The sequence below is a fragment of the Mesorhizobium sp. M0618 genome, assembly GCF_040320765.1.
GTDB lineage: Bacteria > Pseudomonadota > Alphaproteobacteria > Rhizobiales > Rhizobiaceae > Mesorhizobium.
In genome coordinates, this window is record NZ_JAMYQH010000004.1 from 131,564 (window position 1) to 145,526 (window position 13,963).

A 13,963-nucleotide genomic window follows, 5' to 3' on the forward strand; every position below is an offset into this window, starting at 1 on the left:
CTCAGGCCAGCAGGCTGCTCGCCTCTTCCTCGGTCAGCAGAGCCGGCTGCACGACATCGCCCGCGATGGCGACCGAGCCCTGTGTTTCACCGGAGCGCAGGATAGCCTCCATGACCTCCAGTACATGCAGCGCAAGGCTGCCGGAGGCCCGTGGGGTGTTGCCGGTTTGAAGCGAGCGCACCAGATCGGCGACGCCGAGCATGCGGTAATTGGCGCGATCGGGTGCCGCGTAAGGCCAGTTGCGGGCGCCGTAGAGCTCGCCCTCGCTGGCGAAATCCTGCCAGTCGGTGCCGCGTTCCGACAGCGACACCGTGCCGCCGAACGTGTCGGGGTCGGGCAGGCGCAGCGAGCCCTCCGTGCCGTGCAGTTCGATCGGATGGTTGGAGTGGCGAAAGACGTCCCACGAGGCGCCGAAGGTGACGGTCGCGCCGGAGCGGAACTCGAGCAGCGACAGCACATTGGTCGGCGTGCCGACCTTGAATGTGGTGTTCTTGAATGGCCCTTCGGCGGTGATCAGCCTTTCTTCCTGGCCGCGTGTCGCCATTGCCATGACGCGCTCGACCGGGCCGAGCAGATTGACCAGCATGGTCAGATAGTACGGACCCATGTCGAACACCGGGCCACCGCCTGGCTGGTAGTAGAATTGCGGGTTGGGGTGCCAGTGCTCCATGCCGCGGCCCATCATGAAGGCGGTGCCGGTGACCGGACGGCCAATGGCGCCCTGGTCCATCAACCGGCGCGCACGGCGCCCGGCAGCACCGAGGAACGTGTCGGGCGCCGAGCCGAGCAGCAGGCCGCGCGACCGCGCCTCATTGACCAGGCGCTGTCCATCGGCGGCCGAGGTGGCGAGCGGCTTTTCGGTGAAGACGTGCTTGCCGGCCGAAAGCGCGGCAAACGAAATATCGAAATGCGCCGCCGGAATGGTCAGGTTGAGGACAAGATCGATCTCGGGGTCGGCCAGCAGTGCATCGACGCCGAGTGCCCGTATGCCATATTCCTTCGCCCGCACTGCCGCCATGTCGGCGGAAATATCGGCGCAGGCGCGCAATTCGATGCCGCCGAAGAGGGCGGCATTGCGCAGATAGGTCATCGAGATATTGCCGCATCCGATGACGCCGATCCCGAGTTTCGTCATTGGTATCCCGTGCATTTTCGATCGTACCTCCCGATGCGCCATGCTCCGCCGGATTCGCCCAGCCGGCAACGGATCGCTTTCGCAAAGGGCTATACAACATTTTAAATATTGACGCGCGTAAAATTTTTATCCAACATGCGAAAATGCTGCGCGATATCGGGAGGCTGCCAGCCCTGGGAGGAGAAAATGACCGACATGAAAAAACGGCCGACCGCCGATGCGAATCCCGTGGGTCATGCGCGCATTGGGTATTTCCGTCGTGGCCAGGGACCGCGAGGGAGTCAGGCATAGATCACCTTGGCCCCGGTCCTATCAAGCTGGCTGCGTATCGCGCCGGACAGGCCATCGTCCGTGATCACGACATCGACGCTCGACAGCGAAAAGGCCTTTGAGGTCCCGCTGACGCCCCATTTGCTCGAATCCGCAAGGAGGACAACGCGCCGGGCCATGCGCACGAGGTTTCGCTTCGTTCGCGCCATGTCTTCGTTCACGTCGACCACATCCAGTGACGAGTCAATCGCATGCGCTCCAACAAAGACCTGATGCGCTACCAAGCCGCCGAGAGCCGTGTCGGCATCGGTGATCAGTGTGCTCACCGTGTCTGGATAGACCCGGCCGCCGATCATGTGAACGTCGAGCCCGGGCCGATGCATCAGATGCTGCACGATATTCATCGCCGTGGCCGCGACCACGACATTGCTGAGCGGCGGTAACAGCATGGCAACCTGCATCAATGTCGAGCCGCCGTCGAAGATGACCGATTGGTTGTCCTCGAACAGTTCTACCGCTGCCCGGGCGATGCGTTTCTTTGCATCGAGGTTCGTTTGCATCCGCCGGGCGAACGCGGCCGTGGTCGAATCCGTGGTCCGGGTCACTGCGCCTCCACGGGTCTTGGTCAGCAGTCCCTTGCGGTCCAGTATCTCAAGGTCGGAGCGCACCGTGACTTCCGACACGCCAAAATCGTCTGACAGGTCCTTGATGCGAACCTGTCCGCTGCGTTGCACTTCACCCAGGATCGATTGGCGTCTCTGCTCTGACAACATGCCCTGTCCTTGCTCCATGCGCCAAGCGATCGCCCTGGCTTCGGTTCACTCTACCAAAAATACGCGAATTCGAAAGCTTTCGAAAGATTGCATTTGCCCTTTCTTTCGCAAACACTAGGTCTAGGATTTTGAAATCAATCGATTGGAGAGTTTTGGACTCATGAGCCTCGGAACCAAGGTGCGCCTGGCGCGCCTCTTCTCACATCCATCGGGGAATCTTTTTGGCGGCGCGGTCGACCACTTTGTCGGCTATGGCGACGTGCGCAAAGGAGGTCTTGCCGACCTGCCGGGCGCGCTTGCACGCGTCATGGTAGGCAAACCCGACTACGTCAGCATCCAGCCTGGCACTGCGCGCCATCTGTGGCCGCAATACGCGGGCAAGGCTTGCCTGGTGATCCAGGCCGGCTGCTTCACCCCGGACGATCGCATCAGTGAACTGATTGCAACGCCCGAGGATGCGGTGCGCGCTGGCGCCGATGCGTTGGCCGTGGCCATTCCGGTGCGCGGCGCGACCGAGGGCAAATACATACGCTGGCTGACCGATTCGGTGAATGCGGCGGCCCGTTACGGCATGCCGGTGGTGGCGCATATCTACCCTCGCGATTTCACCGACGGGGCAAAAATCGTCTTCACCCCCGACGAGATCGCCTATGCGGCACGCATCGGCTACGAGTCCGGCGTCGACGTGATCAAGATCGGTTACACGGGCGATTTCGAGTCGTTTCGAGAGACCGTTCGGACCTGCCCGGTGCCGGTTGTGATCGCCGGCGGTCCGAAGACCGACACGCTGCTCGGCGCCCTTCAGCAGACGGCGGACGCCATCCGTGCCGGCGCGCGCGGTGCCGTGGTGGGTCGCAATCTCTGGGGGCACGGCGATCCGGAAAAGGCAGCGATCGCCTTTCGGGGCGTCATCCATGACGGCCTTTCGGCCCAAGACGCCTTGGCGAAGGCGGGTGCCTGAACGATGCCTACCGTCCCTTCAATCCTCGGCTTCGGAGCTATTGCGATCGACGACATCGTCTATGTCGATCAGCCGTTGTCGGCGGGCAAGGGGAAGGTTCTGCAAAGTGCCCGAGCTTTCGGAGGAAATGTCGCGACGGCACTTGCCGCCGTCGCGCGGCTCGGCGGAAGCGCCGGGTTCGTCGGATGGCTGGGCAGTGCCGCCGACGACGCCGTGTTGTGCGATCTCGTTGCGAGCGGCGTTGAAACCGCGTTCGCGCCGCGCCACCCGCACGCGCGCCCGGTGCGCTCGCGGATCACCGTCGGTTCGGATGGCGAGCGATTCATCGCGTATGACGACGAAGCGATGCTGGGCACCGCGCCCGATTTTCCGGACGAGGTTCTCAGCCGCGCGACCGTCCTGATCGTCGACAGTTACGGGATCGGGTCGCTGGATGTCGTGGCTCGGGCTCGCGATCTCGGCCTTGCGATCCTCGGCGATGTCGAATGGAGCCACGGCCCGGCCACCGAGAGACTGATCGGGCTCTGCGACCATCTCATTCTTCCACTCGGCTTTGCGCGGACCGCCACGGGCCGCCGGTCGCCGGCCGAGATACTCGATGCGTTGTGGTTGCCGTCGCGGTCCGCCGTGGTCCTGACGGATGGCGGCAGGGGCGTCTTCTATCGCGGACGCAACGAGACAGGGCTCTGGCACCTGCCTCCGCACCGGGTTGCCGTCGTCGACTCGACCGGCGCCGGTGACTGCTTTCATGGCGCCTATGCCCTTGCATTGACGCGCGGGGCCGATACCGCAGGCCGGGTCGCGTTCGCGGCCGCGGCGGCGGCCCTTTCGATAACGGGGCGTGGCGGGCGCGAGGCGCTTCCGACCGACGCCCAGGTCACGGAACTCCTGGCATCGACGAACGCGCCGTCGGCAGTCGAACTGAAATATGCGCGGCTTGATACCGGAACATAGCCGAACTATCCGAGGAAAAATTCGCAGGTGAACGTAAGCCGAGGACAATTATAAAAATCAGTGGCTTAGACTTGTGGAGGGAGGAATATGGCAGAAGTCGTTCTTGAAAATATCTGCAAGACATACGGGAACAATTTTCACGCAATCGACCAATTGAACCTGTCGGTCAAGGACGGTGAGTTCTTGATTCTCGTCGGGCCGTCCGGCTGTGGCAAATCCACCGCGCTGCGGATGATCGCGGGGTTGGAGGACGTCACCAGCGGCAGCCTTCGGATCGCCGGTGTCGACGTCGTCGACATGCCGCCCAAGGACCGGGACATCGCGATGGTCTTCCAGAGCTACGCCCTCTACCCGCATATGACGGTGTTCGAAAACATCGGCTTTTCGATGCGGCTGGCAGGCAAGCCGAAGGCCGAGCGCAAAAAGCGCGTGGACGAGATCGCCAAAACCCTTCAACTGACGTCTCTGCTGGACAGCAAACCCGCGAACCTTTCAGGCGGACAGCGTCAAAGGGTTGCCATGGGCCGCGCCATGGTGCGCGAGCCGGCAGCCTTTCTCATGGACGAACCCCTTTCCAATCTGGACGCGAAATTGCGTGTTCAAATGCGCGCCGAAATTACCCGTCTGCAAAAGCAGCTCGGCGTAACCACCATATATGTGACCCACGACCAAACCGAAGCTATGACGATGGGCGACAGGGTCGCGGTGTTGAAAGGCGGCGTGTTGCAGCAGGTCGATACACCCAGGAGGCTCTATGAATCGCCGGTGAACGCCTTCGTTGCCGGCTTCATCGGGTCTCCTTCGATGAACCTTTTCGAGGCGACCCTGACAGGCGACGAACTGATGTCCGGTGCCTTAACCATCCGGCTGCAGGATGCAGCCTTCGTGCGCAGGCCGGGCTTGAGGTCGTATGCGGGGCGCAAGGTCGTGTTCGGGATACGACCGGAGGATCTCTATGACAGCAGCCTCGAATCCGGCCGCAAGTATCAGACGATACCGGCAAAGGTGACCTCGATCGAAGAACTTGGATCCGAACAAATCGTCCATCTCAACATCGACGCGGTCCGGGTGGACTCCGGCGACCCCGACGCGGTGCAGGATTTCGGCCTGGCGTCGAATGCGGTGGCGAAATTCGAACCGGTCAGCACAGTCCGCTCCGGCTCGGAAATCAGCTTGGCCCTGGATGATACCAAGCTCCATTTCTTCGATCCCGAGACGCATCTGGCAATCTGAATATCAGCGATAAGACCCGCGGGTGAGGGTGAGGCACCTGCATAAGAAGACTTGTGAATAACCAGACGATCGGCCGCATTGTGCGGTCGAATATAAAGAAGGAGGAGAAGATGACGTTTCGTATAAAACCCGCGATGCTGAAAATAGCCGCAGCCGCATGGTTGCTTGGCGCAACCGGCGCCATGGCGGATACGACGCTGGAATTCACCCAATGGTGGGAGCCCGAATTGCCGGCTGGCTCGCTCAGGGCAATCATGGATGACTTCGAGGCCGCAAATCCCGGAATCAAAGTGACGCTGGTCAGCGGCCCCTACGCGACCACGCGAGACCAGATCTCGGTTGGTGCTGCAACCGGAACGCTCAGCGACGTCGTCGGTCTCGACGGTGCCTGGGTGAACAATCTGAATGCGCAGAGCGCACTCGCCGACATGAATCCGATGATGGATGCGAGCGCTTTCGACAAGAGCCAGGTCGCGGACATCATCAAGGTGGACGGCAAGGCGGTGATGTTTCCCGTGGCTTCCTTCGTCTATCCGGTCTTCGTGAATTTGGACCTTGCTGCCCAGGCAGGCGTGACCAAGCTGCCGTCGACCCGTGCGGAGTTTCTCGAAGCCGCCAAGAAAATGACGATCGCCGACAAGAACCAGTATGGCTGGGTGCTGCCCCTCTCGCTGCAAACGCCATCTGGCGTCCAGAACGACATGATGTCGTGGGTTTGGGCTTCGGGTCAGTCGATGATGGCGAACGGCAAGCCGGACCTTGAGGGCAAACCGGTGGTCGATATGCTCACCTTCGTCAAATCTCTCAACGACGCCGGCACCATCTCGCCCGGCATCGCCACCAAGACCGAGCAGGAGAAGGTCGAGGAGTTCGTCAACAACCGCGTCGGGATGATGATCGACTCGCTCGCGCATGTGAACCTCATCCGCAAGCGCAATCCCAAGCTGAACTTCGACCTGATCCCGGTCCCGGTCGTGGAAAACTATACCGGCAAGCGGGGCCTTCCCTATGCCTCCTGGGGCATCGGCATCTCTGCTGCCTCGAAACATCAGGAAGAGGCCTGGAAACTCGTCCAATATGTGATGAGTGAAAAGGTGAACGCGAAGCTCGTGTCGCTTGCAAACGCCTTCCCGGGCAATGTCAACGCCAAGCCCGATTTCGTAACCTCGGACAAGGCTTTCGGCAAGGCTTTTGAAATCTTCAAGACCGGTTATCTCGCCAATGAGTTCACGGGCCTGCCGGTGGCAGAAGACCTGATGACCCAGTTCGACGTGCAAGCTCAAAAGATGCTTGCCGGCGAGCAATCTCCGGAACAAGCCGCAGCCGCCGCTCAGAAGGGCTGGATGGCGAAATTCTGATCGGCCTGTTCCCGTTTGCTATCTTTGACCGGGTGGCCTGACTTCGGGCAGGCCACCCGGCAACAACGGATCGGCAATTTGAGTGGACCTGTTTTTGAAGCTTACCTTCTCTTGAAGGCGTATCCCAAGGTTGGCACATGACCCGGCAAAAGCGCTCCCACCATAAGCTTAAACGAGCGGTCGCACCCTACCTCTATCTGTCGCCCTCGCTGCTCATAATTGGGCTTCTGATGCTGCTGCCGATGGTGACGGTGATTGGCTACTCGTTCCAGAACAGCGCGGTGCTGCGTCGTGACCCATCCTTTGCCGGACTGAAACACTACCAGGCGATCTTCGACGACCCCGTGTTCTGGGCTTCGCTGTGGCACACGCTCTACTTCACATGCATGAGTGTCATTTTCCACATGACCATCGGCATGGTCTTCGCGCTCATGCTGAACAGCGACCGCATCAATCCGACGCTGCGCAATATTCTGCGCGTGCTCTACATACTGCCCTGGCTGTTCACCGCGGTGATTATCGCCGTGATCTGGCGCCTGCTGCTTGAGCCGAACGGTGTCGTGAACAGCATTCTCATGCAAATCGGCATCATCGGTTCCAAGGTCGAATGGTTTTCCTCGCCTGAGACCGCGCTGCACGCCGTCACCTTCGCCAATATCTGGGCGGGCTATCCGCTCTTCATGGTCAGCCTGCTCGCGGGTTTGCAGGGCATTCCCAAGGATTTCTACGAGGCCGCCGATATCGACGGGGCGAAAGCCTACCAGAAGCTGATCTTCATCACCATTCCGCAGCTAATGCCGATCATCATCAGCATCTCGCTGCTCGACTTCATCTGGACCATGCAGGTCTTCCCGTTAATCTGGATAACGACGGGCGGTGGCCCGATCTACTCGACCGAGGTCCTCAGCACCTACACCTACAAGCTGGCGTTTTCGAGCTACAACCTGTCGCAGGCTTCAGCCAGCGCTGTGGTCATCTTGTTGATCTCTCTCGGCCTGACGCTGTTCTATATTCGCTATCAGAAGGCTCGATAGTCATCATGAGGAAAAGGCAAACGCCGAAAGACAGGCTGATCACCGTCGCGCTCCATATAGCGCTTGCAGCGGGGCTCTTTTTCGCGGCATTTCCGATCTACTGGATGCTGAGCAGCTCGTTCAAATCGAATACCGAAATCTTTGCCCTCCCACCAACCATCCTGCCAAAGGCGTTTACGCTGGAAGCGTATGCAGCCATCCTTGGCGACCCGGTGAAGCTGCGCTTCTTCTTCAACAGCTATTTCGTGGCGGGAGCGGTGACTGTGCTGACGGTGCTGATCGCCCTGCTGGCGGCCTACGGGTTCAGCCGCTTCAACTTCCGCGGCAAGGGCAGCCTCAACACAATCATCATCAGCACGCAGACGATTCCGCCGATCACACTTTTGATCCCCTTCTTCGGGCTCGTCGTCTCATACGGCATCTTCGACACCTATGTCGCACTGATCCTGACTTATCTGGTGTTTACGCTGCCCTACGCGATCCTGCTGATGACGGGGTATCTGAACACCTTGCCCCGCGATCTCGATGAAGCCGTAGCCGTCGATGGCGGCACCAGTTGGACAGCGCTTTGGCGGGTGATCGTCCCGATTTCACTGCCTGGAATCGTGGCGACGTCGGTCTACACCTTCCTGTTGTGCTGGAACGAATTTCTCTTTGCGCTGACGCTGACGAAGTCAACGTCCATGCGCACTGTCCCGATCGGCATCCAGCTGTTGATGGGGCAGCATGCCTTCGAATGGAACCAGATGATGGCGATGAGCGTGCTCGGCTCGCTACCGCTTTTGCTCATCTACCTCGTTGCCCAGAGGTACTTCCTCGCCGGCATGACCGCGGGCTCGGTCAAGTAGGATGTCCATCCGACGGCGACGCAGAGTGGCAGCAAGTAATAAGCGGTATCAAGGAATGAAAGGATGAACGTGAAAGACCTCAAAGTCGGCTGCCAGACCTTCACCTGGGAAATGCTGGGAGACCGGTTTACCGGCGGCCCCGACGATCTGCTGAAGGCGATCTCTGACGGTGGCTATGCCGGCATCGAGATCACCGACACCATGATCGGACATTATGGCGACAGGCCGGAGGAGTTCGCCGCCGCGCTGAAGGCGTCGGGGCTGACGCTGGTTTCCTTCGCCTTTGGCTCGAACAGTGGTTTTACGCTGAAGGAGGAGATCGGCGCCGATCTCGAGACCGCCAAACGCTGGATCGACTTCGCCGCCGCCTTCCCTGGCGCGCTCGTGTCGATGGGCTCTGCGACGGTGGTCTCCGACGGTCCGCGCGACGACAAATTCGCCATCGCCGCAGAGGTCTACAACGAGGCTGGCGAGCTTGGCCGCAAGACCGGCGTCCAGGTCGCGGTGCATCCAAGCTCGCACCACAACACGCTGCTGTTCGACCGGGCCGACTACGACACGATCTTTGCCTTGCTCGATCCCGATCTGGTCGGTTGGGTGCCGGATACCGGCCATATCCTGCGCGGCCACAAGGACATGGCCGACACGCTGCGCACCCACCGCGACCGCATCCGCTACATCCACCTCAAGGACGTCGATGCCAACGGTACCTGGGCCATGCTTGGCAAGGGCGTCTGCGACACGCCTGCGGTCATCGAGATCGCCGGCACCGCACCGCGCTTCAATGGCTGGCTGGTGCTGGAGGAAGAATCCGAAACGGCCGCCGCCGATCCCGCCGGCGCGGTCAAGACCAACCGCCAGACGATGCGCTCCTACGGCGCCTGAAGAACGAGACGATGATCAAGAAACAGGACAGACGCCTCAGGGTCGGCGTGCTCGGCTGCGGCCCCATCGCGCAGTTCGCGCACCTGGAATCCTGCGCCAAGGCCGGCAATGCCGACCTCTACGCCATCTGCGACGCGGCACCCGATCTGCTTGCGCGCATGGGCGCGACCTACGAGCCGCAGAAGATGTATTCCGACTATGAGGCAATGCTCGCCGATCCTGAGCTGGAAGCGGTGATCGTCGCCACATCGGACGCCTATCACGTGCCGACGTCGATCAGGGCGCTCAACGCCGGCAAGCATGTTCTCTGTGAAAAGCCGATCGGCACCTCGGTTGAGGAAGGCGAGGCGCTGGCCGAAGCGGTCAGGCGCTCGGGCAAGATCCTGCAGGTCGGGCACATGAAGCGCTTCGATCCGGCACTGGAGGCGGCGCGCGACTTCGTTCGAGACGAGATCGGCGAAGTGCTGGCGCTGAAGGCCTGGTACTGCGATTCCACCCATCGCTACACCAACACCGATGCCGTGCAGCCGCTGCCCGTCACCAGCAGGCTAGCCAGGAAGCCAGCGGGAAATCCCAAGGCTGATCTCAGGCAATATTTCATGCTGGCGCATGGCTCGCATCTCGTCGACACGGCGCGTTTCCTGTGTGGCGAAATCCTTGCGGTCCGCGCGCGCCTCAACGAGCGTTTCGGCGCCTATTGCTGGTTCGTCGAGACCGAGTTCGCCAGCGGCGCGCTCGGCCATCTCGACCTGACGGTTGCCGTGCGCATGGACTGGCACGAAGGTTTTCAGCTCTATGGCGAGAACGGCTCCGTTATCGCCAGGACATTCAACCCTTGGTATTTCCGCGCCAGCGAGGTCGACATTTTTCATGAGAAGGACGCGACATCGCGCCGGCTGCTCGGCGCCGATGGCCATTTCTTCCGCCGCCAGCTGGAAGGTCTTGCCGACACGGTGCTGAACGGCGCGCCGATGCGCGGCGCCAATGTCGAGGACGGCATCGCCTCGATCCGCGCCATGGTCGCCATCGCGCGTTCGGTGGTATCAGGCGAGCGAGTCGAACTCGCCTCGGTTTCGGGGGCGGTGTGATGCGTCTCGGCATTTTCGCCAAGACCTTTGCCGGCACCGACCCGGCCGCCGTGCTGGCTGCGGTGAAGCAGTCGGGATACGAGACGACGCAGCTCAATCTGGCCTGTGCCGGCCTGCCGTCGATGCCGGATGCTGTGCCGGCGGACGCCATCGCCTCCATCCGCACCGCAGCGCAATCGAGCGGTGTCTCACTTGCAGCACTTTCGGGCACCTACAACATGGCGCATCCCGACAAAGCCGTGCGCGACGATGGCCTTCGGCGTCTCGCCGTCGTCATCGAGGCTGCTGCTGCCCTCGACATCCCGCTGGTCACGCTCTGCACCGGCTCGCGCAACGCCGCCGATCAGTGGGCCTATCATCCCGACAATGCCGATCCGGCCGCCTGGTCCGACATGGCCGCCGAGATGGCGAAGGCGCTGGCGTTGGCCGAAGGTGCCAATGTCGATCTCGGCATCGAGCCTGAGCAGGCCAACATCGTCACCTCGGCCAGGGATGCGACCCGGCTGATCGCCGAGATGGGATCGAAGCATCTGAAGATCGTGCTCGATCCGGCAAACCTGTTCGAACACGCCACGCCCGGCGAGGCGCGCGCCATCGTTGCCGCCGCGATCGACGAGGCCGCCGGCCACATCGCCATGGCGCACGCCAAGGACCGCTATAGTGACGGCCGCTTTGCCCCATCAGGGCAAGGCATCGTCGATTTCCCGGATTTCGGCGCGCGGCTGAAGGCAGTCGGCTTCGAGGGATCGCTCGTCACCCACGGGCTGTCCGCCGACGAAGCCCCCGATGTCGCCGCCTTTCTACGAAGGCTCCTCTGATGGGCGCCGCCCCGACGATCCTGCTCCGCGACGATGCAGCGCTTCGTGTCTTCGACACGGGGCAGGGCAGACTTCCCGTCGTCTTCCAGCATGGCCTCGGCGGTGACGCAGCGCAGGTCGCGCAGAACTATCCCGACAGCCCGTCATACCGCCGGCTGACCGTCGAATGCCGCGCGCAGGGCGGTTCCGGCGCCGGTAGCAAGCGCCCGTTTTCGATCGCGATGTTCGCCGATGATGTGCTGGCCGCCGCAGATGCGGCCGGCCTCGACCGTTTCGTCGCCGGCGGCATTTCGATGGGTGCGGCCATTGCCTTGCAGCTTGCCGCCCGCCACCCTGACCGCGTCCTGGGTTTGGTGCTTGTTCGCCCTGCTTGGGCTTTCGACGCGGCACCGCAAAACATGCGCCCTTACGTGGAAGTGGCGGAGCTCATCCTCAGCCGTCCTTTATCGGAGGCGCGAGATATCTTCGCGGCGTCCGCGACGACCGCACGCTTTCGAACCGAAGCGCCGGACAATCTTGCTTCCCTGCTCGGCTTCTTCGCGCGCGAAGACGCGCCCGTCTTCGCCGAGGTGATGCAGGCGATCGCAGAGGATGGACCTGGCGTGACGCGGGCAGCGGCCGCTAGCCTTGCGTTCCCTACGCTCGTCATCGGCAGCGGCATCGATCTGGTCCATCCGCTGGCCGCCGCCCGCAGCCTCGCCGACGCCATCCCCAATGCGACCTTTGCCGAGGTGAGGCCGAAGGCCACCGACAAGGAGCGCCATTTCGCCGAAATTCGCGCCGCCATCGCGGACTTTCTCGACATAAATTTCAACAACCAGGACCAGTCATGATCTCGAAACCTCTCTCAGGCCCGGCCGCCATCGCCGCATTGCCACGCGATCGGATGATCGCCGAATTCTCGCTGTGGTCGGCCAACCTCGCCAATTTCGAAAACGACTTGAAGCGCATCGAGCCCTATGTCGATCTTCATCATATCGATGTGGCGGACGGCCACTTCGCCCCTTCCTTCCTGTTCTTTCCCGATCTTGTCGCCCGCATCGCCGGGCTGACGGCGAAACCCATCCACGTCCATCTGATGGTCGATGAAGCAATCGTCGAGGCGCAGACGCGCCAGTTCATCGAGGCCGGCGCCGACATGATCAGCGTCCATGCCGAGAATGGCGAGGCCGGATTGCGCGCCGTGCGGCTGGCGCGGGAGCTCGGCGCCGAGGCCGGCGTCGTACTCAGGCTGGAGACGCCTGTGGAAGCGGTGACGGCCTTTGCCCCGGAAGTCGCCTTCGTGACGCTTCTTGGAACCGCAATCGGCGTCAAGGGACAGAGCCTGTCGGACAAGGCCTGCGACAGGCTGGGCGCTGCCCGCGCCATCCTGAGAAAGGCCGGCCGTGAGGCACAGGTGGTTCTGGCGGCCGATGGCGGCATCCGCCACGAGACCGTGCCGTCGCTGCGTGCCGCCGGGGCTGAAACCGTGGTTCTCGGTTCGCTCGCCTTCGGTGACAAGGACCTCGCCGGCCGCATCGGCTGGCTGCACGGCTTGAAGGTCGCGGCATGACATCAGAAGCCGCCCTTGCGATCGATCTTGGCGGGACGGAGCTTCGTGTCGCCCTGGTCGACCGCGACGGCAAGATCCTGGCATTCGCGGCGGTGCCGACGCAGGCGCAGGCCGGTCCCGATGTGGTGATCGGCCAGATCGAGGCGTTGGCGGCGACAGTCCACGCCGAGGCGCCGGCACTCTCGATCGTCGGCGTCGGCGTCGGTGCGCCGGGACCGCTCGATCCGCTGGCCGGCATCGCCGTCGGCCCGCCGACACTCGCCGGCTGGCTGGACGTGCCGCTTGCCGACATCCTCGAGCGGCGGCTCGGCCTGCCGGTGCGGCTGGAGAACGACGCCAATGCCGCGGCGCTCGGCGAATGGCGTTTCGGTGCCGGCCATGGTGCGGGCTCGCTGGTCTTCGTCACGGTTTCCACCGGCATTGGCGGTGGTGTCGTCGTCGACGGCCGCATCCTGCATGGCCGCCGTGGCCTTGCCGCCGAGATCGGTCACATGACCATCACCAATGAAGGCGAGCGCTGCGTATGCGGTGTCGTTGGCTGCTTCGAGGCCATCGCCTCGGGAACGGCACTTGGCCGCCGCGCCAGCGCCGCCACGGCAGCCGGAGACGGCTCTACCTTGCGACGCTTGTCAGCGGACGCGGAGGTAACCGGCCGCCATGTCGTCGAGGCGGCACGGCTGCAGGACGCTCTTGCCTCGGCCTTGCTGGAGGAGGAAGCGCGCTGGCTGGGTGTTGGCTTCACCAATCTCCTGCATCTCTATTCGCCCGATGTGCTGGTCGTTGGCGGCGGCATCGCCAATGGGCTCGACCTGATGCTGCCGACCATCGAGGCGACCATCAGGCAACGGGCCATGCGCGCCTATCGCGACGTGCCGGTCGTTCAGGCCCAGCTCGGCCGCCATGCCGGGCTCGTCGGCGCCGCCAGCCTTGTGCTGTTCGACGACGGCGGCACTTTGGCAGCCCGCATGCCTGTTGGCCCAAGCACGTTTCCGGACACCGCTGAGCAAGACCGGCACGGTCTGACGTTGCGACCTGCATGACAAAGGCCAGAGGC

General features: G+C 62.5%; 14 protein-coding genes. 12 read left to right on the forward strand and 2 right to left on the reverse strand.

Features of this window, described 5'->3' with window-relative positions:
* Position 1: 1 nt before the first annotated feature.
* Both NKJ04_RS06470 and NKJ04_RS06475 read right to left on the reverse strand, forming a co-directional pair.
* Positions 2-1,150 (reverse strand): Gfo/Idh/MocA family protein, encoded by a 1,149-nt coding sequence (locus tag NKJ04_RS06470; RefSeq protein ID WP_352674015.1) that lies wholly within the window; start codon positions 1,148-1,150, stop codon positions 2-4.
* Between the two features lie 266 nt (positions 1,151-1,416).
* Positions 1,417-2,178: a DeoR/GlpR family DNA-binding transcription regulator gene (locus tag NKJ04_RS06475; protein WP_023808795.1), complete on the reverse strand. Its 762-nt coding sequence runs from the start codon at positions 2,176-2,178 to the stop codon at positions 1,417-1,419.
* A 160-nt stretch (positions 2,179-2,338) separates the two neighbouring features.
* Here NKJ04_RS06475 and NKJ04_RS06480 point away from each other — a divergent pair, with 160 nt between their 5' ends.
* From NKJ04_RS06480 to NKJ04_RS06535, 12 genes are all read left to right on the forward strand, one after another.
* Positions 2,339-3,139, forward strand: a complete 801-nt coding sequence (locus NKJ04_RS06480) for a beta/alpha barrel domain-containing protein (RefSeq protein WP_127255183.1) — start codon at positions 2,339-2,341, stop codon at positions 3,137-3,139.
* Between the two features lie 3 nt (positions 3,140-3,142).
* Entirely contained in the window at positions 3,143-4,093 is a 951-nt protein-coding gene (locus NKJ04_RS06485; RefSeq protein ID WP_352554796.1) for a PfkB family carbohydrate kinase, read from the forward strand.
* An 87-nt stretch (positions 4,094-4,180) separates the two neighbouring features.
* Entirely contained in the window at positions 4,181-5,326 is a 1,146-nt protein-coding gene (locus tag NKJ04_RS06490) for an ABC transporter ATP-binding protein (protein WP_352554797.1), read from the forward strand.
* 110 nt (positions 5,327-5,436) lie between these two features.
* On the forward strand, positions 5,437-6,684 hold the full coding sequence (locus NKJ04_RS06495) for an ABC transporter substrate-binding protein (protein ID WP_127811094.1): 1,248 nt from the start codon (positions 5,437-5,439) through the stop codon (positions 6,682-6,684).
* 137 nt (positions 6,685-6,821) lie between these two features.
* Positions 6,822-7,718: a carbohydrate ABC transporter permease gene (locus tag NKJ04_RS06500; protein ID WP_127291130.1), complete on the forward strand. Its 897-nt coding sequence runs from the start codon at positions 6,822-6,824 to the stop codon at positions 7,716-7,718.
* A 5-nt stretch (positions 7,719-7,723) separates the two neighbouring features.
* Positions 7,724-8,566: a carbohydrate ABC transporter permease gene (locus NKJ04_RS06505; RefSeq protein WP_352554798.1), complete on the forward strand. Its 843-nt coding sequence runs from the start codon at positions 7,724-7,726 to the stop codon at positions 8,564-8,566.
* 63 nt (positions 8,567-8,629) lie between these two features.
* Positions 8,630-9,451 carry a sugar phosphate isomerase/epimerase family protein gene (locus tag NKJ04_RS06510; RefSeq protein WP_352554799.1) on the forward strand — a complete coding sequence of 274 codons (822 nt, stop codon included), beginning with the start codon at positions 8,630-8,632 and terminating at the stop codon, positions 9,449-9,451.
* A gap of 11 nt (positions 9,452-9,462) precedes the next feature.
* Positions 9,463-10,539, forward strand: coding sequence for a Gfo/Idh/MocA family protein (locus NKJ04_RS06515; protein WP_352674018.1), 1,077 nt, complete (start codon positions 9,463-9,465; stop codon positions 10,537-10,539).
* Positions 10,539-11,357: a sugar phosphate isomerase/epimerase family protein gene (locus NKJ04_RS06520; RefSeq protein ID WP_352674019.1), complete on the forward strand. Its 819-nt coding sequence runs from the start codon at positions 10,539-10,541 to the stop codon at positions 11,355-11,357. Before NKJ04_RS06515 ends, NKJ04_RS06520 begins: the two co-directional genes overlap by 1 nt.
* Positions 11,357-12,190: an alpha/beta fold hydrolase gene (locus NKJ04_RS06525; RefSeq protein ID WP_128302403.1), complete on the forward strand. Its 834-nt coding sequence runs from the start codon at positions 11,357-11,359 to the stop codon at positions 12,188-12,190. The genes NKJ04_RS06520 and NKJ04_RS06525 overlap by 1 nt, the downstream gene beginning before the upstream one ends.
* Positions 12,187-12,909, forward strand: a complete 723-nt coding sequence (locus NKJ04_RS06530) for a ribulose-phosphate 3-epimerase (protein WP_023808785.1) — start codon at positions 12,187-12,189, stop codon at positions 12,907-12,909. The genes NKJ04_RS06525 and NKJ04_RS06530 overlap by 4 nt, the downstream gene beginning before the upstream one ends.
* A complete protein-coding gene (locus NKJ04_RS06535) occupies positions 12,906-13,949 on the forward strand; it encodes an ROK family protein (protein WP_128302404.1) in 1,044 nt (347 codons plus the stop codon). The genes NKJ04_RS06530 and NKJ04_RS06535 overlap by 4 nt, the downstream gene beginning before the upstream one ends.
* Positions 13,950-13,963 lie beyond the last annotated feature (14 nt).